The 26445-nt window shown below is 43.0% G+C and carries 15 protein-coding genes; 11 read left to right on the forward strand and 4 right to left on the reverse strand.

The annotated features are described in order from the left end of the window. The first annotated feature begins 21 nt into the window (after window positions 1-21). The gene (gene uvrA, locus BM358_RS24120) at window positions 22-2883 is read left to right on the forward strand and encodes an excinuclease ABC subunit UvrA (RefSeq protein ID WP_023990603.1); all 2862 of its coding nucleotides are present in this window, start codon (window positions 22-24) and stop codon (window positions 2881-2883) included. A 412-nt stretch (window positions 2884-3295) separates the two neighbouring features. Further along, window positions 3296-4507 (forward strand): hypothetical protein, encoded by a 1212-nt coding sequence (locus BM358_RS24125; protein ID WP_028542112.1) that lies wholly within the window; start codon window positions 3296-3298, stop codon window positions 4505-4507. A gap of 112 nt (window positions 4508-4619) precedes the next feature. Here BM358_RS24125 and BM358_RS24130 read toward each other — a convergent pair whose 3' ends face one another. Beyond that, window positions 4620-6245 carry a nitrite/sulfite reductase gene (locus BM358_RS24130; RefSeq protein WP_028542111.1) on the reverse strand — a complete coding sequence of 542 codons (1626 nt, stop codon included), beginning with the start codon at window positions 6243-6245 and terminating at the stop codon, window positions 4620-4622. Between the two features lie 359 nt (window positions 6246-6604). Here BM358_RS24130 and BM358_RS24135 point away from each other — a divergent pair, with 359 nt between their 5' ends. The 3 genes from BM358_RS24135 (at window position 6605) to BM358_RS24145 (ending at window position 13088) form a co-directional block, all read left to right on the forward strand. After that, the gene (locus BM358_RS24135; protein WP_023990600.1) at window positions 6605-7849 is read left to right on the forward strand and encodes a S1C family serine protease; all 1245 of its coding nucleotides are present in this window, start codon (window positions 6605-6607) and stop codon (window positions 7847-7849) included. A 48-nt stretch (window positions 7850-7897) separates the two neighbouring features. Then, a complete protein-coding gene (locus tag BM358_RS24140; RefSeq protein WP_028542110.1) occupies window positions 7898-9811 on the forward strand; it encodes a stalk domain-containing protein in 1914 nt (637 codons plus the stop codon). Window positions 9812-10577: 766 nt separating this feature from the next. Then, window positions 10578-13088: a U32 family peptidase gene (locus BM358_RS24145; protein WP_028542109.1), complete on the forward strand. Its 2511-nt coding sequence runs from the start codon at window positions 10578-10580 to the stop codon at window positions 13086-13088. Window positions 13089-13224: 136 nt separating this feature from the next. Here BM358_RS24145 and BM358_RS24150 read toward each other — a convergent pair whose 3' ends face one another. Both BM358_RS24150 and BM358_RS24155 read right to left on the reverse strand, forming a co-directional pair. Further along, window positions 13225-13662 carry a GtrA family protein gene (locus BM358_RS24150; protein ID WP_256253398.1) on the reverse strand — a complete coding sequence of 146 codons (438 nt, stop codon included), beginning with the start codon at window positions 13660-13662 and terminating at the stop codon, window positions 13225-13227. A gap of 14 nt (window positions 13663-13676) precedes the next feature. Continuing rightward, window positions 13677-14708 (reverse strand): glycosyltransferase family 2 protein, encoded by a 1032-nt coding sequence (locus tag BM358_RS24155; protein ID WP_028542107.1) that lies wholly within the window; start codon window positions 14706-14708, stop codon window positions 13677-13679. Window positions 14709-14896: 188 nt separating this feature from the next. On the opposite strand from BM358_RS24155, the gene galU reads away from it, so the two are divergent. Beyond that, window positions 14897-15778, forward strand: a complete 882-nt coding sequence (gene galU, locus BM358_RS24160; protein ID WP_028542106.1) for a UTP--glucose-1-phosphate uridylyltransferase GalU — start codon at window positions 14897-14899, stop codon at window positions 15776-15778. An 83-nt stretch (window positions 15779-15861) separates the two neighbouring features. Here galU and BM358_RS24165 read toward each other — a convergent pair whose 3' ends face one another. Continuing rightward, window positions 15862-18318, reverse strand: a complete 2457-nt coding sequence (locus BM358_RS24165) for an O-antigen ligase family protein (RefSeq protein ID WP_028542105.1) — start codon at window positions 18316-18318, stop codon at window positions 15862-15864. Between the two features lie 150 nt (window positions 18319-18468). Between BM358_RS24165 and BM358_RS24170 the strand changes: the two genes are divergently transcribed. From BM358_RS24170 to BM358_RS24190, 5 genes are read left to right on the forward strand one after another with little or no spacing between them, the layout of a single operon-like run. After that, window positions 18469-19257 carry an ABC transporter permease gene (locus BM358_RS24170; RefSeq protein WP_028542104.1) on the forward strand — a complete coding sequence of 263 codons (789 nt, stop codon included), beginning with the start codon at window positions 18469-18471 and terminating at the stop codon, window positions 19255-19257. A 10-nt stretch (window positions 19258-19267) separates the two neighbouring features. Beyond that, a complete protein-coding gene (locus BM358_RS24175) occupies window positions 19268-20575 on the forward strand; it encodes an ABC transporter ATP-binding protein (protein ID WP_028542103.1) in 1308 nt (435 codons plus the stop codon). Between the two features lie 13 nt (window positions 20576-20588). Next, a complete protein-coding gene (gene asnB / locus BM358_RS24180) occupies window positions 20589-22127 on the forward strand; it encodes an asparagine synthase (glutamine-hydrolyzing) (protein ID WP_028542102.1) in 1539 nt (512 codons plus the stop codon). Further along, window positions 22124-22537 carry an FAD synthase family protein gene (locus tag BM358_RS24185; protein ID WP_013312205.1) on the forward strand — a complete coding sequence of 138 codons (414 nt, stop codon included), beginning with the start codon at window positions 22124-22126 and terminating at the stop codon, window positions 22535-22537. Before asnB ends, BM358_RS24185 begins: the two co-directional genes overlap by 4 nt. 42 nt (window positions 22538-22579) lie before the next feature. Continuing rightward, a complete protein-coding gene (locus BM358_RS24190; RefSeq protein ID WP_231517230.1) occupies window positions 22580-26416 on the forward strand; it encodes a glycosyltransferase in 3837 nt (1278 codons plus the stop codon). Window positions 26417-26445: the final 29 nt, after the last annotated feature.

The raw sequence follows: 26445 nt of genomic DNA on the forward strand, positions 1-26445 counted from the left end.
ACGGCTAAGGAGATGAAACATTTGGCGAATGAAAGCATCATCATCAAAGGCGCACGCGCGCATAATCTCAAAAATATTGACGTGACGATTCCACGGGACAAGTTCGTTGTCCTGACAGGGCTTAGTGGCTCAGGTAAATCGTCACTGGCTTTCGATACGATCTATGCGGAAGGGCAACGTCGGTATGTGGAATCTTTATCTGCGTATGCCCGTCAATTCCTCGGGCAAATGGAGAAACCGGACGTTGATTCGATTGACGGTCTGTCTCCTGCCATTTCCATTGACCAAAAAACGACAAGTCGGAATCCGCGTTCTACCGTCGGAACGGTTACCGAAATCTATGACTACCTGCGGTTGTTGTTTGCCCGGGTGGGTCATCCTCATTGTCCTGAACATGGCATTGAAATTACTTCACAGACCGTTGAACAGATGGTGGACCGCATTTTGCAGTATCCTGAAAAGACAAGACTGCAGATTCTGGCTCCATTGGTATCCGGCCGCAAAGGTGAGCATAAAACACTGTTCACTGATATAGCCAAGCAGGGCTTTGTACGGGTACGTGTGAATGGAGAACTACGTGAATTGTCTGAGAAGATTGAGCTGGAAAAGAACAAGAAGCACTCGATTGAAGTGGTCGTAGACCGCATCGTAGTCAAGGAAGATGTGCGTGCGCGTCTATCCGACTCTATTGAGACGGCACTAAATCTTTCAGGTGGGCAGTTGCTTGTAGACATTATGGGGCAAGAGGAGTTGCGGTTCAGCTCCAACTTTGCATGCCCTATTTGTGGATTCAGCATAGATGAACTGTCTCCAAGAATGTTTTCCTTTAATAGTCCGTTCGGCGCTTGTCCGGATTGTGATGGGTTAGGAGTTAAAATGGTGGTTGACCCTGATTTGCTCATTCCCGATCCTGAAAAAAGTGTCGAGGATGGGGCTTTTCAGGCTTGGAGTGGTGGAACTTCCACTTATTATCCTCAATTTTTACAGTCAGTATGCGAGCACTACGGTATTCCACAGGACATTCCTGTTAGTCAATTGACGACAGAGCAAATGAACCTCATTTTACATGGAACGGGAGAGCAGAAGATCCGTTTTCGCTATGAGAATGATTTTGGTCAACGTAAGGAAGCCTATGTGACCTTTGAGGGGATTATCCCCAATCTGGAGCGTCGTTATCGTGATACGGCTTCTGAGGGTATACGTGAATTTATTGAAGGCTTTATGAGTGCAAAGCCATGTAACACTTGTAAGGGACACCGACTGAAAAAAGAAAGCCTGTCGGTAACCATTCAAGAGCGTAATATAGCTTTTGTGACAGCTTTGTCTATCGGTGAAGCCTCAAACTTTTTCCATACACTGGAGCTGAGTGAGAAGGAGAAGTCGATTGCCAATCTCATTTTAAAAGAAATTAACAGCCGCCTGGGATTCCTCGTTAACGTTGGTCTGGAATACCTGACTTTAAGCCGTGCGGCAGGCACGTTGTCAGGCGGTGAGGCACAGCGTATCCGACTGGCGACACAGATCGGGTCCAGTCTGATGGGTGTGCTTTATATTTTGGACGAGCCTAGTATAGGATTGCATCAGCGAGATAATGACCGTCTGATTAGTGCTTTGGAGCATATGCGTAATCTTGGCAATACGTTGATTGTGGTGGAGCATGACGAAGATACGATGATGGCGGCGGACTATATCATTGATATCGGGCCAGGAGCTGGAATCCATGGTGGGATGATCATGTCGCAGGGGACTCCGCAGGAAGTCATGGAAGACCCGAATTCCTTAACCGGGCAGTATTTGAGCGGACGCAAGTTCATTCCGGTCAATACTGAGCGGCGCAAGCCTGCTGATAAGTGGCTGGAGATTCGCGGAGCCAAGGAAAACAATCTCAAAAATGTGAATGTCAAAATCCCGTTGGGTGTTTTCTCAGCTGTTACTGGGGTATCCGGCTCTGGAAAATCGACACTGGTCAATGAAATTTTGTACAAAACGTTGGCGCGTGATCTGAACCGGGCGAGAGTACGTCCAGGGCAGCATAAAGAAATTCGCGGACTAGAACATATCGAAAAGGTTGTTGAGATCGATCAATCGCCAATTGGTCGTACACCGCGTTCCAATCCTGCAACGTATACTGGTGTATTTGATGATATCCGTGACTTATTCTCGCAGACGAACGAGGCCAAAGTACGAGGCTACAAGAAAGGCCGCTTTAGCTTTAACGTTAAGGGAGGTCGTTGTGAAGCTTGTAGAGGCGATGGCATCATCAAGATTGAGATGCATTTTCTGCCGGATGTGTATGTTCCATGCGAAGTGTGTAAAGGCAAGCGTTATAACCGGGAGACCCTAGAGGTTAAATACAAAGGGAAAAGTATTGCCGATGTGCTGGAGATGACGGTAGAGGATGCAACGGAGTTTTTTGTAAATATTCCGAAGATTCATCGCAAGATCCAGACGCTGATGGATGTAGGTTTGGGGTATATCAAGCTGGGTCAGCCTGCGACTACCTTGTCTGGCGGTGAAGCACAGCGTGTGAAGCTAGCTTCCGAATTGTATCGTCGCAGTACGGGCAAAACCATTTATATTTTGGACGAGCCGACAACCGGCCTGCATGTTCACGATATTGACCGATTATTGACGGTGCTGCATCGTTTGGTTGATTCAGGAGAGACGGTGCTGGTCATTGAGCATAATCTAGATGTGATTAAAACAGCCGATTATCTGATTGATTTGGGACCGGAAGGCGGAAGTGGCGGTGGAACGATCTTGGCTACCGGGACACCGGAGCAGCTCGTGAAAGTCGAAGAATCCTATACAGGTCGATATTTAAAGCCGATCCTTGAACGGGATACAGAGCGTAGTCAAGCGCTTCAGACAGTCGATCTATAGATACCGTTTAGCATAGTTTTAAAAGCCCTGCACAGGCAGGAAGGCAGAATACGAACTAGTGTATTGATGCCTTCGTCTTGGCAGGGTTTTATTTTTTTTGTAAAAAAAGAAAACTTTTATCAAATTCCTGCGTTAAAGCATGTGACACATAGTTTACCAAGCGCTGGAATAATAAGTATATACGTATATTCATCGACAGAAAGTCTCTGAGTGGTCTCTAAATTTTGGAGTTTTGGATGTTTAGGCTCGGGCTTGAAGAGGTAAATATATAACTCATGATTATATAGCATCATACGAAGTTCCGTGCCCGCGTGACAACCATTACAAGTTGAAGCGAAACCGTCTGTAGTTTTATCACATCTAAGAGGTTCATACAACATCTCTGAGGAAGTCATGAAGGGAGCTGGAACGCTTGAAGGTTAAGCAAAGTAGAGTTTTACGTACACGTGTGTATACATGGGCAGCAGGAGCTGCTTTGGCGGCATGTTTGATGGGATATAGTGCTGTACCGTCCTATGCCTCCGAGGTGTCCGAGGCGTTTGCGCCCAAACAAGCCGAAATCGAAACAAGTGCGGCAATTGGTAGTATTAAAGATTTAGGAAACGCTCACAATTACATTCAACCCGCAGCGAATGGTGGGTTCTTTATGCTGAACGTCGAGGACGATACAGAAGCAAGTGTAGTACACGTCACATATGGCAAGCTGGACAGTTCTGTGGAGGCTGTATGGAAACATCAACAGGATCTGAACGTACAACCCGGAACAAGCAGCAGTGGAGTCCAGCGGGAGACGTCGGATGGGGGCTTGCTGTTTCTGATTGATTATACAAAACCGAACGGAATACGAGATGTGCAGGCTTCACGATTGGACGAGGATGGAAACACCTTGTGGTCCAAAACATTACCCACAGATGGCTTGATATCTTATGGGCAGGATTCGCAGGTTGGTTTGGAGCCACTGGAGGATGGCAGTTTCCTGGTCTCCTATCTAAACCTTGCGGAGCAGTCCTTCACTGTACTCAAATACACTGAAGCTGGCGATATACAATGGAATCGAACGACGGCCGGAGTGACCTCGGGTTGGCTGGTCGGCAGTCACAATGGATATTATGCGCTTTTGAACAGTTCAGATGGTCCCGTTGGGGTACAAGCAGATGTATATGGTCGCGATATCCGTGACATCCATCTGGACTTAGGATCAGGTAAAGAAATTGCCGCAGTACGTGAGTTGCCGAGCGGTCATATTGCTGTAACAGGGCTTAAAGGAAACAGCAAGCGTACACAGGTGCTAAGTAATGGTCTGCAATTATTTAGTAATACAGAGGACTATGCGGCTGACCGGGTGTATCTGCCTGAGGAGCAGTTGTATGTCCAGTTCAGTGATCAATATGATCCACTGGGTAAAACCACGAAGATGCATGGTATCACCATTACAGGCTTGAAAGGAAACGGTACGAAGGTGTGGGAAACGAGGACTCATTATAAGGAGGATAATTCCTTCGGCATCCGGTATGATACGGGATTGATATATAAGATACCTTCAGGCTACGCGGTGGTGACATCTACAACAGGCGCTCATAAGCCAACAGTACTCGATTTTGCGAAAATATTGATACCGGAGTAATCCGGTGTCTTTTTTTATGAAAGTGAGGGAAACAATATTGCGGGGCTCCATGAGGATAAGAAACAGCCTGCTTGTATATGTCATACAAGCAGGCTGTTAATAGACTCTATATTTAGGATGCAACGTGGCTGGACTGTAAAATAGCAGACAGCTTTTCCTGAAAAGTCGGAATCCCTACACGCTGTACATATGCGTAAAAGCTTTCGCCAGCGCTCCTGTTTTCTTTGTAGAACAGAATGAGCTCTGCCAGTACAGGTCCAACCTGATCCCCGCGTACGCGACCTTTGAGCGCTTTGTTAAACTGGGCGCCTGCTCCAAGCGCTCCGCCGACAGCGATGTCGAACGCGTCGACGAAGCCTTCCGGTGTCTTTATGAGCGAGCCTTGCAGACCAATGTCCGCAATATGCTTTTGACCGCAGGAATTCGGGCAACCGATAAAATGAATGCGCACCTTTTCATCCAATTGCACGTGCTGATCCAAATACTCGGCGACGTCAACCGCCCGTTTTTTGGTTTCCACAATCGCCAGATTGCAAAACTCATTTCCTGTGCACGATACCGTACGGCTCATAAAATGCTTGGGCTGTGGTGTCAGGCGTTGCAGCACGGGGGCTTCCAGTAGTTCATCCACTTGCTCATTCGGCACGCCGCTCAGCAAAATATTTTGCGACATCGTGGTACGAATCTGCCCATCGCCATAGCGGTCAGCCAGTTCGGCCAGTTCATGCAACTCGTCAGCACTAAGGCGACCGACAGGCACGTTCAGACCGACATAGTTCAGACCTTTTTGAGCTTGAGGATGCACACCGTCAAAATAGGCGGCTTGCCAGCCAATCGTTTTGTCCTCGCCTCGTCCGGGCATTTCACCGATGTGCTCGGTGAGCTTAGCCAGAAATTTGTCCGGGCCCCAATCGGCAACCAGGAACTTCAAGCGGGCATGATGCCGTTTTTCCCGATAGCCGTAATCACGGAAAATGGTGGTGACAGCAATAGCAACCTTTAGAACTTCCTCAGGACGAACAAACAAATCCAGAGACTGTGCCATATGCGGCTTGGCGGACAAACCTCCACCAACCATCACATGGAAGCCGACCACTTCTTTTCCATCGAGGATCTTGGTGGCCGGAGTGAAGGACAGGTCGTTAATTTCAGCCTGTGCATTGTTGTACGTATTACCGGAGATAGACATTTTGTACTTACGCGGCAGATTGGAGAAGTCTCGGTTTAATAAGAAAAAACGATTTACTTCATCTACAATCTCCTGGGTATCCACCAATTCATTGGGATCGATGCCAGCCAGCGGATTACCGACAATGGTACGCGGGCAGTCTCCACAGGCTTCAAAGGAATACAAATTGACTTTTTCCAGCCTTTCGAAAATATCGGGCAAGCTTTCGACCGTCAACCAGTGAAATTGAATCGCTTGGCGAGTGGTGACATCCACAAGACCGCGTCCGTATAGCGCGGATATGTCCGCCAATGCATGTGCCTGTGCTGAAGTCATGATCCCTGTGTTGATGCGGACCCGCATCATGAAATGACCATCTTTGGGCTTTTGCTGATATACCCCAGCCCATTTGAAACGGTCCATATCGTCCGCAGAGATCGAGTCATAGCCTTCGTTGGCATAGTTTTCGATAATGGTACGGATAACGTCGAGACCGTCCTTTTCCAGCTTGACTAATTCGAATTTGTTAAGCTTATCGGGATGAGCGTTCCAGATTGGTTCGTAGGCCATTCTTTTAACCTCCTGTAGGTGCTTATTTATACTTTAGTGTTTTGGATAGAGGACTCATGATTTTATTCTTTATTTCCGACAATAAAACTAAGATATAATGTGATGGTATCATAGTTGGTTATGCCCGTAAACGAAGGAATGACCTAAACGGTATAACGATTATTTATCGTTTTTGCTTATTTTTTTGATATAAGGATTTGGAAAATTTATAATATAAATAGCATGAGAGGACAGGGATGTAGCAAACGGAGTCTTTTAGAAAAAGATAGGGCTTAAAGCGATTGTATACGTGTCCCCTCTATGGTAGATTTGGACTAACTGATAGAACAGGGTCATGTAAGAGAGGAAATGGTGAGTATATGCGTAAGATGGGGAAAAGGGCAGTTGTTCTGGCTTTGGGCAGCGCTCTATGTGTTTCTGGAACGGCAGGTGCAGCTAGCAGTGGAACTGCGTTAAAGGCCAAAGTCATTAATGGTGGGGTCTATGTTAACGTAAGCGATATGAATAAAGCATTAGGAACCAGCGGCGCATATAACAGCGCAAATGGTACATATACGTTATCGGCCGATCGTGTGCCGCAGGTTGTTAAAAATGTATCTCCTTCTGTGGTCGGTATCATTGGCCGTTCAGCCACGGGAGAGACCGTAGCGGGAGGAGATCGCTACAATCTGGCTCACGGCACGGGTGTCATCATTCGTACAGATGGATGGATTGTGACGAATGCGCATGTTATCGAAGGATTAGGTGATGCCGTGGTTGTAACCTCGGACGGAAAATCTTACGGAATCACCGACAGCTACAGCGATCCGATCAGTGATTTGGCATTAGTCAAAATCAAGGCAAGCGGCCTCAAACCCGCTACCTTGGCAGCTTCAACGAACAGTCTACAGGTAGGTGAGCAGGTAGTGGCTATTGGTACGCCTATATCCTTTTCACTTCGCAATTCGGCAACCTCGGGTGTTGTTAGCGGGCTGAACCGCGGTGTCAATGCTGCTTATCGTTTGATCCAAAGCGATACCGCGATCAATCCTGGTAACAGCGGCGGTCCACTGGTCAATCTCAAGGGTGAGGTTATCGGGATCAATACGATGAAATTCTCGGCGGTCGGTATTGAAAATATGGGCTTTTCGATTCCGTCGGATACAGTGAAATATGTCATCGGCCAATTTTTCAAATACGGAGAGGTTCGGCGCGCCAGTCTTGGTCTAGGGCTGGAAGAGAGCTGGTCAGCTATCGTCGGATTACCTACCGAGGATCCTTTGAAAGTTACGAAAATTACTTCAGCCAATGCCGTTCAGGCCAAAATCAAGGAAGGCGATGAGCTGTATAGTATTAACGGTAAGCGTGTAGCTTCGGCCATTGACGTCAATGAGCTACTTAAAAACTATCAACCGGGTCAAACGGTGAATGTGCTTATGCAGTCGGACGGTGATATTGTGAAGCGCAAGCTGGTACTGACACAGGATAATGGTGAAATCTATGAGTCCATTCAGTCTGGAGAAGATGGTGAAGATTCGAACGGTTCGGAAGCCGCTGAAGATGGTGGCATAGCGCTTTCTAAGGAAACATCGGAGCCAGCTCAAGGGGCAACTACTGGAAAGTGACAATAACGGCTCTTGAATCTATAAAATAAAGCTAAAGGGAGATTTACTGTGAAGCATATTCAAAGAAAAATGATGCGTAAGCTGGGGGTCGGCGCTGTCGCATTGTCCCTTCTGCTTTCTGCTTTGCCAGCAGTTGCAGCAGATCAAGATAAAAACATGCTGGAATTGCGGTTGCAAAGCGGTAGCAATACAGCCATCGTAAACGGCCAAAATGCAAATATCACGAAGCCCTATTCCAAAAGTGGTGCACTGATGGTTCCGGCTGGTGTGTTTAAAAAGGCATTTAACAGCAAAATTAGATTGGCTGAAGATAATGTGGTTAAAATCACCAGCGGAACTCATGTTGTATCGCTGACCATTGGTAGCCGTACAGCATGGGTGAGAGGTCACAAGGTAACACTTCCAGCTCCACCGGAAATGTCAGCAGGTATCCTCATGGTGCCTCTGCGTCAAGTAGCAGAAGGGCTTGGCGGTAAGTTGGAGAAGAAAGGTGCCGGAATCATTATTCGGATGGAAGCACAAGAAGAGGCGGGCACGGTAGCTGAAGAGACACCGAACATTGATAATGATGAGGGCAAGACGCAGATCGGGAACAGTTACTATGACTGGTCTATGAACTATCCAACAGGGCTCGTCATCGGTCAGGGAGGTGGAGATGAGAGTATCTCCACTTTTATGGATGAGAACAGTGCCTACTATATGGAGGTGCACACAGCGTCACAGCCGGTTCCACTGAATGCGGACGATCTGTTGCAACAATTAGTGCAGGCAGCCAAGGAAACGGGAGAAACTGTGATCGATCGAAAATCCTTCCCGAAAGCGAAGGTACCTTATGCTCGTGTCATTACGAAGGATGGGGACGGCGTATTGTGGGAAAATCGTCAGTACTATGACAACGGACGATTGTATGTAGTTTATTTTTCCGATGCTAAAGCAACGAATTATAAAGATCTGGCCCAGTATGCAGGACTTTTAAATTCCTTCAAGACCTCCTTTAATGCGCAGGATAAAAGTATTAAAGACTTGTCTACTGTTGTAGGAGGCACACGCGAGGCCGGGAATCCAGACTACGGTGTGTCACTCAGCATACCCGCAGGCTGGAAAATGGACGATCAACGGATGCAATATGAAAGTAATGATGGATCGAGCTTCCGCGTGAAAATAACCTCAGCTCCAGCGGATGGAAAGTTGGAGAACTGGGGCCAGCAGCTGCAAAAATGGCTGAGCGATTCCTTTGTGTCCACGGCTTATGAGGCACAGAAGACGTATCCGCTGGCGGTTGCAGGCGTTCAAGGGTTAGTACAGGAGTACCGTTATAATTTTGGCGATGGTTGGGTCAAGGAGTACAATGTGCTGATTCAGCAAAATGGATACCGCTATTTGGCTGAATACGCAGTTCCTGAAAAAGTAAGCAAAGGAAATGATCAGTTCAACGCGCTCATTTCCTCGCTTCAAATCGATTTTCAAACCGTAGCGAGTAACTTTGGACAGTTGGAAGAAGACGACTATTTGACGGATAAAACGAAAACGGTCAAAAAGACTTCAAAAGCCTATGAATATACGGTGAATATCCCACGATATTGGACCGCGATTAGCGATCAATTTGAATTGGGCGATGTAGAGTACCAGTTTACTGGAGGACGTTTTTCCGTCAAAATCGACAACGACCAATCATTTGAACTAACGGTATCCCAGCTCAAGGACTTCTACGATAAGCAAGCAAAGAACTATAAAAACCTCAAAGTTGAGGAAGTTAAGGACGTAACGTTTGCTGGTGTTCCGGCAGTGTCCTTTACATTCCATCGTACAGAGGAAGGCATTGGCTACACAGGCCACCAATTGGTTTTGGAACGTGATGGAAAAACGTATACTGTGACAACGACATTGAATGATGCGAACAACACGGCTGTACAGTCTAACGCACTGGATTCGACGTTAAATTCGTTTAATTTTGTGAAGTAGAAGGTGTGGGTAAAAGATTAGCGAGGTATGGTGGGAAGAGGCTACGCGTGCCATTTGATCCTACGATCGCTGTTGACCCGGGATTCTTGGATTGTATAAGTGATTTAATATGTAAGAATCCCAGGTCAAAGGCGAACGCTGACGCTTCTTCGGATTCAAATGGCCCGCTTCGCTGGCACCCGCCAAAGACCACCAATCTTTTGATGAGTGAGGTAAGCAGGGAAGGGCGTAGGCAGCTATTTACGATACTTAGATCAGCGAACGCGAACGCCTTTTTTCGGATTCATTGTCGAGTAAGCTGGTACCGCACAAGGATGCCTTTTTCTAAAAGGCTTAGGCCTACTAGCGCGTCTAAGTTGCCTAGTCTCCATCTCCATTTGGCTTCTTGCTGGATAGCACTGTTTACTTCGTTGTTCCTCTTGTTTTATATGATTCCTCACCTCCAAAGTACCGTTTGACGGGAATGGGGGTGTTTTTTATGTTTTAGTAAGAGATTTTTACGAGGAATCGCTTGGAAAGTGTAGAAGCTTGGGGCGCAGTCTGGTACACTAGATTAGTTACAAGATAAGAATGATTATGCCGCAAATGTTCGTGATGCGGATTTTTTGAGTTGGATGCCATTTATCCCTCGAGCCAGTGGTTCAGAGTGGGGATGATCGGATAGGATGATAATTCATAGGGCTATAAAATAAGCAGCATCGCTGCTCTGGAAAATAACGTTTAGCTCAAGGTTAATCAGTTATTTCTCCATATAGGGAGGACAAAGATGAAATCAGTAGTACGAAGAGAAGATGTTGAGCTTCTGGCACCAGCCGGTGACTGGGATTGTATGCGTGCGGCGGTGGCAAACGGGGCTGATGCGATCTTTTTCGGGGTGGAAAAGTTCAACGCACGGGCACGGGCGAATAATTTCCGCATGGAGGAACTGCCTGAAATTATGGCGTTTTTGCATAGCTATGGGGTTAAAGGTTTTTTAACATTCAATATATTGGTATTTGAAAACGAGTTGAAGGACGCTAAGGAGCTGGTCGATGCCTGTATTGATGCTGGAGTCGATGCCTTAATTGTCCAGGATATGGGCTTGGTGAAAATGATCCGCGACATTTCACCAGATTTCCCGATCCATGGTTCTACCCAAATGACGATTACCTCGCCGGAAGCGGTAGAGTTTACAAAGCCGTACAATATGGAACGGGTCGTGCTTGGACGCGAAAACAACCTGAAACAGATCCAAAAAATAGGCGATCAGGCGAGAATTCCAATGGAGGTATTCGTACATGGAGCGTTATGCGTATCTTATTCTGGCCAATGCCTGACTTCAGAAATGTGGGGCGGCCGCTCTGCTAACCGCGGTGAATGTGCACAGGCATGTCGTTTGCCTTACGATCTGATGGTGGATGGAGAGCAGAAACCAATGGCAGATGTGACTTATCTGCTTTCACCTAAGGATCTAGCAGCGATCGATTTGATGCCTGAACTGATCGACGCGGGTGTTGTTTCTTTTAAAATTGAAGGGCGACTGAAAACACCTGAATATGTGGCGAATGTGGTCAGCAAGTACCGCAAGGCCATTGATAAGTATTTTGATGGCGATACGTCCAAGACCAGCAAAGAAGATATTCGCGAGCTGCAGCAGAGCTTTTCACGCGGCTTTACGCACGGTTTTCTCGAAGGAACCAATAACAAGAAGCTGGTTGACGGTACGTTCCCGAAAAGCCGGGGTGTGTATCTTGGGCGAGTGGAACAAATCCTTCGTGATGGCGTAGTTTGCCGTATTGATGCACCGCTCAAGCGTGGCGATGGTATTGTATTCGATGCGGGAGATCCCACGCAAAAAGAAGAAGGCGGACGCGTATACGATATCCGCCGCAAAGGCGTGAAGATTGAAGGCGAAGCCGGAGAAGGCTGGATCATTGACATCGTAGCGGGACGCAACGATGTGGATCTGCGCCGTGTACACGTGGGCGACCGTATTTGGAAGACCAACGACCCGGCGCTGGACAAGCGATTGCGCCAGTCGTATGACACGGACAAGCCGTACCGTGTCTTCCCGGTACATGTGCGGGTCAGCGGCTCCCCGGGGCAACCGCTGTCGACGTGGTGGACCGACGTGCAGAAGGGCACAACGGTCCGCGTGGACTCTGAGCTGGAGCTGGAGATTGCCCAGAAGCGTCCGATGACGCACGAACTGCTCGAAGAGCAGTTCGGCCGACTGGGCGGAACGGTGTTCCAGCTGGAAGAGCTGGACGTCCATCTGCATGGGGACGTCATCGTGCCGATGCGCGAGCTGAACGGTATCCGCCGTCAGGCGGTGGAACTGCTCGCGGGCGAGCGCCCCAAACCGCCCGTGTACACGAAGCGGACGGTCGAGGTGTATGACGATGCATCGACTCCGGCATCGTCTGTGGCACGCGGTCAGGCAGAGCTGACCGCGCTGTGCCGTAGCCTCCCTCAGGTGGAGGCTGCGCTTGAGGCCGGCGTGGAATTCATTTACGCCGATTTCGAATTCATCAAGCAATTCCCGGCAGCCGTAGAGGCTGTGCACGCTGCAGGCCGCCGAATTGCGCTGGCGACCCCGCGTATTCACATGCCGGGTGAAAATGGCTACCACAACAACATCCTGCGCTTGAAGCCGGATGCTGTGTTGGTACGCAATCCAGGGGCACTGTATTTCTACTTGAGACATCGGTTGGAGAACCCGGACGCACATCACCCGCAATTGATTGGTGACTTCTCGCTGAACATAGCCAACCATAAAGCGGCTGATCTGTTCCTGGATTCCGGCTGCGACCTGGTTACGCCTTCGTACGATCTGAACATTCAGCAAATGGTCGATATGCTCAGACGTACACGTACTGATAAGCTGGAGATCGTGATCCAGCAGCATATGCCAATGTTCCATACTGAACATTGCGTATACTGCACCTTTATGAGTGAAGGCACCGACTACACTAACTGTGGACGTCCATGTGAGGACCATCGCGCATCCCTGCGTGATCGAATTGGTATGTCTCATCCGGTCCGTGTGGATGAAGGCTGCCGCAACACGGTGTACAACGCGATTGAGCAATCCGGCGCGGAATATCTGTCCAACTTCCTGGAGCTGGGCGTGTCCCGTTACCGCGTGGAATTTTTGGAGGAGACACCGGAGCAAGTGCATGAGGTTATTGATCTCTATAACCGTGCCCTGCGCGGAGAAATCAGCGGAACACAAGTATGGAAGACGCTTAAAGCAACGAATCAGTTGGGTGTTACACGTGGGCAGCTGGTGAAGTAAAAGGATGCTATAGGTTATCACAGTTATTTATTTTGATATTTGAACGTAGAAAAAGAAAAAATAGGGTATGTGCGTTGAGAGCACATACCCTATTTTTATCAATAAGTTCATCTGAACTACTATGAATCTCGTATCGTTATACTTTTTGGGCTTTTGTTTTTTTGGAAAAAACAATGAACTTTTGCCCGACATAATTAATTAAAGTATAAAAAATATTCCCGATTAGGATGGACAGATTGCCTAAAATTGCATTGTTTTTAATACTCAGACTTGAGATCAGGAAGTGGCTGATTAGATAGCTGAGACAATACGATAGCAAATAGCATATCAATATGATAAAGATAAACTTCCAAATGGTTTGTCCATGGCTTGCATTGTTTTTGAAAGTAAATCTTTTGTTTAAGAAATAGCTTACAGTAGCACCTACAGAATTACCAATAAAGGTCGATAACCAGTAGTTAGTCCCTAAAGTATTAAAGAGCAAGAACATGACGGACATGCCGCATATTGTATTTAGGACACCTACGACAAGAAAACGGAAAAAGCTATTCTGAAATAAAGTCAAATTAGTCACCTGTTCGCATCTGTTTATTGGACAGCCACAGCTTCCCTTTCACTATTTTTCACTTTTTTTGTGTTTTCAGTATCTAGGGTACTTTGGGAATCTAATAGGGTCTCAATAATATATTTGGGTCTTTGTTTTACCTCTTTATATATTTTACCGATATATTCGCCAATGAGCCCCAGTGCTACAAGTTGTAGACCACCTATAAACCAGATGGACAACATTAAAGAAGACCAGCCCCAGACAGTGGTTCCAAGGAGCTTACTAATAATGGTATACACAGCTATTAATAAGCTTATCCCAAACATTGCAAAACCTACAGCTGAGATAAGCCGGATTGGGGTTATACTAAATGAAGTGATTCCGTCAAAAGCAAAAGCGAGCATTTTCTTTAAAGGATATTTGGATTCTCCTGCAAAGCGTTCATGTCGATCGTAATAAACTTCAGTAGACTTATAACCTATTAACGGAACTAGACCACGTAAAAAGAGATTGACCTCTTTAAAGTTGCTTAATTCCTGGAGAACTCTTTTGCTCATTAAACGGTAATCCGCATGATTGTATACAATATTGACTCCCATTTTACTCATAACACGATAAAAGCCTTGGGCTGTTGAACGCTTGAAGAATGTGTCGGTGGTTCTACTTTTTCGAACCCCATATACGATGTCATAACCTTCTTTGAATTTTATTATAAATTCTCGGATGGCATTGAGATCATCCTGCAGGTCGGCATCAACGGATATTACACAATCAGATGTCTCTTTAGCTTCCATTAACCCAGATAATAGAGCGTTTTGATGGCCAGCATTTTTCGCCAATTTGAGACCACTGACAAAAGGATTTTTTAGATTATATGATGCTATGATGTCCCATGTTTTATCACGGCTACCATCATCAACAAACAACATTTTACTATGTTTAGAAATGAGGTGACTCTCTGCCAACTCCTCAAGAATGACCGTAAGTCTGCTTATAGTTTCAGGCAGTACTTCTTCTTCGTTATAACAGGGAATAACTAACGTTAAAACAGGGTTACTGATTATTGAATCCAAAGAACTCTCTCCTCAAATTTTGGCATATCTGGTACTCAAATTTCTATCTTTTTTAGTTTATAATATGGTTTACTTAAAGTATATAACATTGCAATGACTAAGTGCTATAATAAACTATTAGCAATTTACAAACGTTACTCGAATTATTGAATAATTTAGTAAGTTTTGTTGAAAAGGAGTTTTAACCTATGAAAATCCGTAAAGCGATTATTCCTGCTGCGGGATTAGGGACCCGGTTCCTTCCTGCTACGAAAGCGATGCCTAAAGAGATGCTTCCCATTGTAGACAAACCAACAATTCAATATATTATTGAAGAGGCTGTTGCATCTGGTATAGAGGATATCATTATCGTTACTGGTAAAGGCAAAAGGGCGATTGAGGATCATTTTGACTACTCCTTTGAGCTGGAGCATAATTTGACTGCGAAGGAAAAATGGGATCTGCTCAATGAAGTGCGTAAACCATCGGAGATGGCAGATATCCACTATATTCGTCAAAAGGAACCCAAAGGGTTGGGGCATGCCATCTGGTGTGCACGTAAGTTTATCGGTGACGAACCTTTTGCCGTCCTTTTAGGGGATGACATCGTTGAGTCTGAGAATCCGTGCCTCAAACAGATGATAGACGTGTTCGATGAGTATCAGCGTTCTGTTGTAGGTGTAAAACAAGTGGATTGGAACGAGGTACATCGTTACGGCATAGTTGAAGGTCATGCACTTACTTCCAAAATCTCTGAAGCGGAACGATTGGTAGAAAAGCCAAAGAAGGAAGAAGCAACCTCCAACTTGGCGATCATGGGACGTTATATCTTGACGCCTGATATTTTTGATATCCTGGGTCAGCAATCTGCGGGAGTAGGCGGGGAGATTCAGTTGACGGATGCATTGTCCAAGCTGGGAGAAAAGAATCCGATCCTGGCCTACGAGTTTGACGGGAATCGCCATGATGTTGGCGAGAAATTGGGATTCATTGAAACTACTATTCATTATGCTCTGCAGCATAACGAAATCAAGGATGAAGTACTGGCTTATATGAGACAGGTTATTGAAAAGATTGACCAACAAAAATAGACAGCTCACCTAACCTCACCTTATCAAAATAAAAAAGAGACTACCGGATGATATAACATCATCTGATAGTCTCTTTTTTTCTGCTATTTCTCCGATTTTAACTGAGCAATTTGCTCTTTTTCCTTCGGATCAGCTTTTATTAGTTTATCGTACAATGCTTTGTCATCCCGCCCTTGCTTTTGCAGAGCGACGATATAATATCGAGCAATCTCACGATTTGTAGCGTCGCTCAGGTCGTCTTTCAAGCCGTTTTTGAGGATGCTTGCAGCCTCAGCAGGCTTACCTGACATGAACTCAATTTTTCCAGTACTGAGCGCAATACCCGGAGTTACTTCAAAAGTACGTGTCAACTCAATTTCAGGTGGAACCGTCTTAATATGAGCTACCCCATCCAGAACCTTCTGATAAGCAGCGAGACCTGCTTGGAAATATTTCTGTTCCTTGGCTGTGTCTTTCTGCTCATGTGCCTTATTACCAATAGTGTAAGCTTGGGTAATCAACATATTGTACCAGTCATTGTCCCAGACAAAGTTGGAAATGTTATTTTCCAAAATACTGAAGGCTTGCTCATGCTCACCTTTTGCTTTTAAAAGGTTAACTTTGGAGTTATACATGATTTTATTATACGGTTCTGCCTTCAGGCCCGTATTAAGTACCTCTATTGCAGCGTTATAAAATTCCTCTTTTTTCGTTTGATCATACACATTCTTGTACAGTGCAGCCAATCTTATAACCGAATCTGGGTGCGTAGGACGAAGTTCAAGATCCTTATTAATGGCACTTTGGATTTCCTCAAAAGATGTGCTGACCGCCATGATCTGTTTGGCAGATGTGGCAGCATTGGCCGATTGCACGAAGCGGAGACCTGCAAAAAGCACCACAATGCTTAGAATGCCGATGACTGCACTATACATGATTCGGAATCCGGAAGCACTCATGGACAGGCGTTTAAGCGGCTTGCTGTCCATAGCAGCGGCCATACCACCGAGACTCACAAATACCAGTATGCCCATGAACACGTAACTCAGATTAAAGTCTAGCAAGCTATGAAGTAAGATTGAGAGTGCCAAAATGAGATACAGGAAGTGAGAATCCCGTTCTTCATCATCTTGTCTCATATAGCTACGGATATATTTATAGAAAATATATAAGATAAATGACATGAAAATTACAAAACCGAGAATACCAACTTCAACCAGATACTGCATGAAGAAGTTATGGGCCTGACGGCTTGTGTAAGGATAATCTTGGTATTTCTCGTATAAAGTAGCCCAACCGCCGCCGCCGGTGCCAATAACAGGATGATCTTTAATCAATTTGGCAGCATCCTGATAGAATACAAGACGTTCCAGTACACTATGCTGCCGGAAATTGATATTTTCAAACCGGACCTGGACGTTTTCTGGTAGTACGCTGCGCAGGCCAGTTCCAATAAACAGAAAAGCCAGCAAGCCAATCACCACAACTGATCCAACAGGTAGCCACAGGTTGGATAACTTGCGGGAGGCCCATCCTTTGAGGGCATTTTCCAACTTCGGTGCCAGATAACGTTCAACAAGCCACAGTACGACAGCTACAGCCAGGGAGACACCAATAAGTAACCCCCAAGCCTTCGCAGCCTCTCCGCCGTTGTAGGTCTTGTTGAGTTGTAAACCCATATTTGTAATTGGCGCCAAGATAGATATTGACGCTACACCAGCAATGGCACAATGCAAAATCCATATAATCTGACGTGCTGGTTTAAAGAAGAGCAAAAGCAGTACGAAAACGACTGGCAACATAACCAGACCGCCCCGTGACAAGGTCAGGAACAGCGAGACCAGGATGGGCACCAACATGAAACCATGAGTAGCCTTGCCATACCATGATTTTGATTTCATTAAACAAAAAACGGCAGCGAATAGGAAAGCCATTAGAAAGGCGGCATATGTATTCGCATATTGAAACACTGATGTCAGCCGGAGACCATTTGTATCTGTCATAACTGCATTGGTATAACGATACTGATACACATATTGGGTAAACCAGCCTACCATCTTGCCAGCAAGTACCCACTGTCCAAACCAGTTAATAAAGCCAAAGCCTACAATGACATAAGCAACAGTCATAATCAGGTTGTGAATAATCTTATTGCCTAAGCGATCTTGTAGTAGATAGATTGAGATGATAAACAGAGCGGCATATATGCACTGTACCACCACCATATTCATGGCCAGGTAATGCGAAGCTGCTGAAGTCAGTGAAAGCACATAAGACAGGGGAAGCAGCAGTACTAATACAGCCAGCCAATCCCTTTGCTCTTCCAGCTTGAATTTCTTATAATAAGATACGATTGCCAGGATCAACAGAATCGAGGCGATGATAACAGCCCAATAGAGAGGCTTTTCAAAATCGAGCATTTGCCCATTAAAAAGTGCAGCCTGGAAGGGAGCCCAAGCTAAAAACAGAATCATGCCAACAATTAACACCCAAAACATAGCCGGCCTTTTATCGTCACGGGTCGACGTTTTGGCCTGTTTCCCGTATACTGGATTCGACAAGGTTTACAATCTCCTTTTCTTGTAGATACGTCAACATTTTAGCATATCGTAGCTGTTAGAGCCATATCGCAAGAATAATCCTGTCAAATTTTAACATTATTGTATTGTAAGAGACTTACCAAACCATGTTTAAGGTCGTGACACACTCGTATGAATTTAACTCAAAACTTTTCGAAAAATTTAAAGTTACTCTGGGAATTGTCTAAAAAAGATATTAAATCTAGATACCTTGGTTCATTCATGGGGGTACTCTGGGCTTTTATACATCCTATGGTATCTATACTTGTTTATTGGGTCGTATTTCAGGTTGGTTTTAAAAATGTACCTATTGGAGATACTCCCTTTATACTTTGGTTATTAACAGGAATGGTGCCTTGGTTATTCTTTTCTGAAAGCTTAGCAACTGCAACCAATAGTATTATAGAAAACAATTATTTGGTAAAGAAGATTGTTTTCCGAGTTGGTTTGCTGCCGATGGTGAAAATTTTGTCTGCTCTTTTTGTACATGTATTTTTTATTATTGTTCTTTTCATTATGTTTAAAATATACAATGTAGAATTTACGATTTATAACATTCAAATCCTTTATTATTTATTAGCCACGATTTTTCTTTCCTTGTCCATTTCTTACATAACAGCGACATTAGTTGTTTTTGTAAAGGATGTTGGTCAAGTTGTTGCGGTATTTATTCAGCTATTCTTTTGGCTTACGCCGATCTTCTGGAATTTAAATATTGTTGAAGATAAGTATCAGTTTTTCTTTAAACTAAATCCTGTTTTTTATATCGTCGAGGGATATCGGGATACTTTTATTGATCACAAATGGTTCTGGGAGCATCCATCAATGACGATCTACTTTTGGGCTATTGTGATTATCGCAGGTACTATAGGAATCAAAATTTTCAAGAAAATGAAATCTCATTTTGCAGATGTATTGTGAGGAGAAAATGATGAATCAAACAGAATCAGTTGCTGTGGAAGTTAATAACGTCACTAAAATATATAAAATATATGATAATCCCAATGAGCGATTAAAAGAGGCTGTTCATCCCTTTAAAAAAAAGTATCATTCTGAATTTAAGGCCATCAGTGACCTGTCCTTTTCCATAAATAAAGGACAAGCGATTGGTATTATTGGTAAAAATGGTTCTGGAAAATCGACTCTTTTAAAGATGATCACAGGCGTGATTACTCCCACCAACGGAAGCATTAAAGTGAATGGGAAAGTTGCTGCTCTTTTGGAATTGGGCGCGGGTTTTAATCCGGATTTAACAGGAATGGAAAACATATATTTGAACGGAACCCTTATGGGGTACAGCAAAATAGAGATGGATGGTAAACTTGAATCTATTGTATCCTTTGCGGATATCGGGGACTTCATTAATCAACCAGTCAAAATGTACTCCAGTGGTATGTTTGCCCGTTTAGCCTTTGCAGTAGCTATCAATGTTGATCCAGATATTTTGATTGTGGATGAGGCCTTGTCTGTTGGAGATATTTACTTTCAGGCAAAATGTATTACCAAAATGAAAGAGCTCTCCAAAAAAAGTACGGTTTTATTTGTCTCACATTCCATGGATACCATTAAAAGTTTTTGTGATACAGCGCTGCTGATTGATAAAGGACACATGGTCGAAATTGGTCCAGTGAAACGTGTAGCACAAATTTATGAAAACATTGTTAACCAGGAAATTGCAGATATGAAACGTGTTCAATCTTTGGATGTATTTGTTAATTCTGAAACAGATAAGAAAAGTTCGCTGTTGCTATTAGAAGAGGACCCTGCTTTTGCAAAACGTGCTAATGAGTTTCGTTCTGGAACGGGAGATGCGCGCTTTATAAGAGCAGACTTGTTAGTCAATGGAGAAGTTGTTAACCAGGTCCCTTTTGGAGAAATGGTTACTTTGCGTTTATTGGCACAATATTATAAAGATATAGATTCTGAGGGAACCATTGGCTACATGGTTAGAAACCATACTGGTGTCGATGTGTTTGGCATGAATATCTATAATAAAGCAAAATTAGTTCCGAAAATGCAAGCGGGGGGCATTCTGGAGGTTAACTTTAATTTCCGTAATCTATTATCTGAAAGTGGTAAATACACCATTTCTATTGGTTTGAAGCCTAAGCCTTTTGAGCCTCTTTATCTGGATAGCGTAAGTATAGCAGCTGTTTTTGAGGTTCCTAAGCCAGAGAATAATTACGTACCAGGATTAATATTTGTAGATAACACAATAGATTTGCAAGTCATTAATTAAGGCTGGTGATAAAATGTGTGGGATTTTGTTTTCTAATGTAGCCATAAATAAAGAAGTATTTCTTAATTCATTAAATATAATGAAACACCGGGGGCCTACGGCCCCACTTTGTGTATATCAGAGTGAAAACTATATGCTGGGGCATAACAGATTAAGTATCTTAGATTTGGATCGGAGAAGTGATCAGCCTTTTTTCTCTGATGACGGAAGATATGTGATTATATTTAACGGAGAGATTTATAATTATAAAGAATTAGCCTCCAATTATTCAATTCAAATGAGAACAAACTCAGATACTGAACTTTTATTGAAGCTTTATATTCAATATGGTCCCCAAATGTTGAATTGGCTTAATGGAATGTTCAGTTTTATTGTTTTAGACGTCCAGCAGAAATCATTTTTTGTAGCACGAGATCGTATGGGAGTAAAACCGCTTTATTACAACAGATATGGGGAAGAGTTCATTTTCAGTTCTGAAATTGCTCCATTGCTCCCATTAGTCCACAACATTTCTATAGATCAAGAAGCCGTAAGACAATATAAAAAGATGAGATGCTTTTTTAATGATCGTACTATCTATAATGAAATAAAAGAGTTTCCACCAGGATATTATTACGAGAATGGCGAATTTATTAAATATTGGGAAATTGATTACTCTGAAAAAGAACCTCCTTCCGATGAGGAACTTGAGTTTCTAATTCGCTCTGCAGTAGAGTACCGTAAGATCGCAGATGTTGAAATTGGAAGTTACCTAAGCGGGGGATTGGACAGCACGATTATTACTGCACTTGCCAAAGTAGAGCATACTTGGACTGTTGGTTTTGAAGATTATAATGAGTTTCAGTGGTCTGAAATCGCAGCAACAAGATACAATACCATTCATCATCCGATATTGTTTGAACCTGATCACTTTTTATCATTAGCTCGAGAGCTTATAACTGTAAAAAAAGAGCCTCTGTCTGTGCCCAACGAAGTGTTACTGTATCATATGACTCAGCAAGCATCTGCTAAAAATACAGTCATATTAAGCGGAGAAGGCGCTGATGAGCTTTTTTTTGGGTATGACCGTATTTTCAGATGGGCTAGTAGCGCTACAGACTTTGATATCCGAGCCTTTAGTGAACTCTACACCTACGGATCTGAAGATGATATAGAGATTGTAGAAGACGCTTTGACACCTTTCATGAAGTTAAAGTCACCTCAAAAAATCGTAGCTGCATTCTTCCAGCAAGCCCATTTGAGAGGGTTACTTAAAAGGCTGGATAGTGCCTCAATGTTAAATTCCGTAGAAGCAAGATCTCCTTTCTTGGACTATAGATTAATTGAAAGGCTTGCAGGTGTAGACTCTCTGTACAAAATGAAGGATGGGGTTGTTAAGGCTCCTCTCAAGAGAATTTTTAAAGATATTGTCCCTGCAGAGATTGTAAACAGAAAAAAGGTGGGTTTTCCTGTTCAACTTGAAAGAGTCCTATCTTCTGAGAAAATTGAAGGGAAGACGACATTCGACAAATGGTTTAACTTCAATTTAACTACGTTAGGAGAAATCTTATGATTATCGGCTATACTTCCGGAGTCTTCGATTTATTTCATATTGGGCATTTGAATTTGTTGAGAAATGCTAAATCACTCTGTGATAAACTCATTGTTGGTGTGACAACAGATGAGTTAGTTTCATATAAGTACAAAAAAGCAGTAATTCCTTTTGAGGAAAGAATTGAGATTGTCAGAAACATCAGCTTTGTTGATACTGTAATTCCTCAGGACTCCATGGATAAATTTGAGGTTTGGCAAAAATTAAAATATGACGTAATGTTCGTTGGTGATGATTGGTTTCAAAATGAACGTTGGGACCAGTATGAGTTGCAGTTTAAGGAAGTTGGAGTGAAAATTATATATTTTCCCTATACGAAGAGTACATCATCGACTTTACTGAATGAGACATTACTGAAATTAAGAAAATAAGTATAAGATTTTTGCCTGAAAGGAAGAGGTTTTGCAGTGAATATGAACAGATCTATAGCTTTTGTCATTCACAATCTAGTTTTATATGAAACGATTAAGCCTTTAATTGAGGAGTGTGAAAGAAAGCAGATCGTTTGTGATATTTATGTCCCTCACATTGAAGAAGAAGATTGGGGCGACATGTCCTTAGATACCTATCATTATTTGAAGAACAACGGTATAAAAGTGACTCTAACAAGCTCTGTACCTGACAAGGCATATAAAATAGCTTTCTATCCTTATCTCCCTTATTATTTGGAAGTTAAGTCCGATTATAAGTTTAGATACCAGTATGGAATGGCTAAACCAAACTGGAATTTAGATACATGGAGTCGGAATTTCGATTTTATCTTTTGTAATGGGCTGTATGATTCCTCGGTTCTGGCAGCGTACACTCAGACAGAAATCGTAGGAATGATTAAATACGCCAAATTTCAAAGGAAGAAGCGCGAAACGGATAAATATAATTTGCTTTATTTGCCTACGTATGGGAATGAGTCGTCTATTGAGCTTGTTATGAACCATATTGAAGAAATGTCAGATACCTTTAATATGAAGGTGAAATTGCATCATGGCACTTCTTTTTTGGAGCATGAACGGGTTAGTCTAGTTAAGTCGCATATCCCTGATGTGCTTGATCACAAGGCTTCTCTTGTTCATTTAATAGAGGAAGCTGATGTGATATTGTCTGACGGCTCTGGAGCTATATTTGATGCGCTGTTTACGGACACTCCAATTGTAATATTCCAACATCCCCAAACAGAATCTTTCGAGGGGATTTTACCTTTGGAAGAGCAAATAGTTCAGCAAAACATTGTTCCTTTTGTGAGCGATAACGGCAATATTAAACAAACTTTACTTAATGCAATCTTAGATGAACAACTAATACAACAAAGAAGGAAATTTACTCTAGAGATGTTTCCGGTTAAAGGAAGAGAGACGATAGATAAGTGTATGGATGTAATTAACAGATTTCTAAAAGATGACGTGGACCATGCTTATAGAGCAGGGCATACACGCCTGAAAAATGAATTTAATGAATTACAAACTCATAATCAAACTCAAAGCCAAGAAATAGAGCAGCAAAAACAACACATTGTTGAGCATATGGATCAGATTAACACATTGATTCAAACACGAGATCATCAGGAAAATGTAATAAGCAGCATGTCAGCAGATTTTAAATCTCTGTCTGAAAAGAAAGATGAATTAGAACAGCAATATGTTCAACTTACACAGGATTATAATAATGAAAAAAACAACTTGGATATATTAAATCATCAATATAGACAACTATTTGGTCAATATAATGAACTGAACACCCAGTTCAGTGAGTTGGAAGAATATAATGGAAGACTGTCTACAGAGATTCATAATATTTATAACTCTAAAAGGTGGAAAATGGCGAATAAACTTAAACATATCTTACACAAGTCCAAAATGATATATGTTCTTAAGGGATATAGAGTATGGAAAAGTTATGGCACCACTATTTTACTGAAAAAGATAAAATCTAAAGTGTCGCATAAGCTTAAAAGAACTAACGCGGGGGATCAGCCGATTGATCTACGCAAAGATGAAGGGAATTACAATCAGTTATTAACCTGGTATGAGTATAAATTTTACAATTATAAAGTATCTAAAGACAACTCATTTTCTCTGGCTCTTGATAAGTTCGAGATTGAGTTTGAGAAGGATCTTATATCGGTTGTCCTTCCTGTATATAACGGTGAGGATTATGTATCAAAAGCTATTGATAGTATTCTGCAGCAATCTTACAAGTATTTTGAACTCATTATTATTAACGATGGTTCAAAAGACTCAACGGCAGAAATTATTGATAAGTATGCTAAAGCAGATCATCGTATCAGAGTAGTTCATCAGGAAAATCGTAAGATACCAAGAACATTATCTAGAGGTTTTAAGCTAGCCAAGGGTGAATATCATACGTGGACAAGTGCAGATAATATCCTCCCTGAAAATTTCTTGGAGAAGATGGTTGCTGATCTTAAACGTGATGAAAATATTGGTATGGTATATGCGAACATGAGGTTAATCGACTCTGCCGGTCAAGTGATTTCCAACCATGGCTGGTATGAAGAACCACAGTTCAGTGGCAATGTTATGCTGCCTAAGTCTGCATTGGAGTTAAACGTATATCCTAACAATACGATTGGTGCAGCTTTTATGTATAGGGCCAAGGTAACCCAGTTATTGGGTGACTATTCTAGTTATAAGCATACCCTTGAAGATTATGATTACTGGATGAGAGTGAACTCTCTATTTGAGCTCAAACATGTGACGTTCGATGAGCCTATATATGATTATCGCTGGCACGATAAGTCACTGACCGCTTTAGATCAAGAACTGGGCATCACCTCTAACAGATATAAACTCATGGTACTTGATGATTTTAGAAGAGATTTTTATCTGACCCCATTAGTGTGGATCATTGAGGGAGATGCTACTGAAACTGGTGAGTTTAAGAACTATGTTCTGACTAAAGGACATACTGTGGTTGGAAGAGATGAAGTGAATACGATTGTTGGTCTTAATTTGGCAACGCCTATTTGCTATTTGTATATAAAAACAGGTGAAGTCCATGATTTTGAATTTATTGATTTTAATGCTTCAACGTCTACGTATGCACTGCTTATAGATAAATCAGAGCATACAACAGATACATTTGTAGCTGACTATCCTTGGGATCTGAAAATAAAAGATAAAATGAATGGTGAAACAGATAGCAACTATGACTTTTTTGCGCAGGATACGGAAGTTCTGTTCTCTCTTATAAATACGAAGGTTAAGAACGATCACTTGTACCGTATTGAGGCGGTAATTGAAAGTGAACCCGTTTATAATAAGGGATTATCCGTTATTATTTGCACGTACCAGCGGAGCGAGAAACTTTCAAATGCGATTAAATCTGTCATAGAACAGTCGTTGGATAAAGCGGACTATGAAATTATTGTTGTAAATAATGATTATCTGAATGAGGAGATTCATCATTTGGTTCGTGAGTTCAGAGCAACCTATAATATTGACCAATCCTTCCTGCGATATATGGAGGCTCCATTAAAAGGTCTTTCCTTTGCACGTAATGTTGGTTTATTTGGGGCAGAGGGGGAGGTCATACTCTATATTGATGATGACGCTATCGCAAACTCCAACTTGCTTGAGGAAACCATCAGAGGATTCTCAGATCGTCCCGATATCGGGGTCATGGGTGGGAATATCATACTCAATTTACACGAGGAACGGCCTGAAGTGGTTAAACCAGGTACTGAAGCATACTGGAGTCAGCTTATTGTGGAAGGCGACGAAATTATCGATTCTAATTTTCAGTGGGAGTTCCCTTATGGAGCCAACTTTGCGGTTAGACATGCTGCGCTAATGCGAATTGGGGGCTTTAGAAGCGCCTATGGGCGTAAAGGAAACAATTACGCTGGAGGAGAAGAAATTGTTGTATCTTTTGCTATGAGAGAAATCGGCTATAAGGTTGGTCTTAATCCTAAGATGAAGGTCATTCATGATGTGGACACCTCCCGATATACTGTTGAGCATGTTAGAAAGACAATGCGAAACAGTATTTTAACCAATTACCAATTGCAAAAGGATCTGTATGCGCCGATGGAATCGGATATTGAGGCAGATAAGAATCACCTCGAAATTGTTAAAGCTGAATTAGATCATTTGCAGAAGATTCCGACTAAAAATCGAGACGTTGAAATTGATATTCTGTATAAACAATACACAGTTGAAGCGTATGAAGAGTTAATACAAATGAAGGAAAACGATATGAATTCGCGAAAACAGTTGGCAGGATCGTATAGATAATTAATAAAACTTTAAAGGCGCCTCTTTTA

This window comes from Paenibacillus sp. cl130 (assembly GCF_900116035.1).
Taxonomy (GTDB): domain Bacteria; phylum Bacillota; class Bacilli; order Paenibacillales; family Paenibacillaceae; genus Paenibacillus; species Paenibacillus polymyxa_B.

Excerpts from the sequence above, each read along its gene's own strand:
- BM358_RS24130 (WP_028542111.1), bottom strand. The coding sequence starts at position 6,245 with ATGGCCTACGAACCAATCTGGAACGCTCATCCCGATAAGCTTAACAAA.
- BM358_RS24135 (WP_023990600.1), top strand. The coding sequence starts at position 6,605 with ATGCGTAAGATGGGGAAAAGGGCAGTTGTTCTGGCTTTGGGCAGCGCT.
- BM358_RS24145 (WP_028542109.1), top strand. The coding sequence starts at position 10,578 with ATGAAATCAGTAGTACGAAGAGAAGATGTTGAGCTTCTGGCACCAGCC.
- galU (WP_028542106.1), top strand. The coding sequence starts at position 14,897 with ATGAAAATCCGTAAAGCGATTATTCCTGCTGCGGGATTAGGGACCCGG.
- BM358_RS24170 (WP_028542104.1), top strand. The coding sequence starts at position 18,469 with ATGAATTTAACTCAAAACTTTTCGAAAAATTTAAAGTTACTCTGGGAA.
- BM358_RS24175 (WP_028542103.1), top strand. The coding sequence starts at position 19,268 with ATGAATCAAACAGAATCAGTTGCTGTGGAAGTTAATAACGTCACTAAA.
- asnB (WP_028542102.1), top strand. The coding sequence starts at position 20,589 with ATGTGTGGGATTTTGTTTTCTAATGTAGCCATAAATAAAGAAGTATTT.
- BM358_RS24185 (WP_013312205.1), top strand. The coding sequence starts at position 22,124 with ATGATTATCGGCTATACTTCCGGAGTCTTCGATTTATTTCATATTGGG.
- BM358_RS24190 (WP_231517230.1), top strand. The coding sequence starts at position 22,580 with ATGAACAGATCTATAGCTTTTGTCATTCACAATCTAGTTTTATATGAA.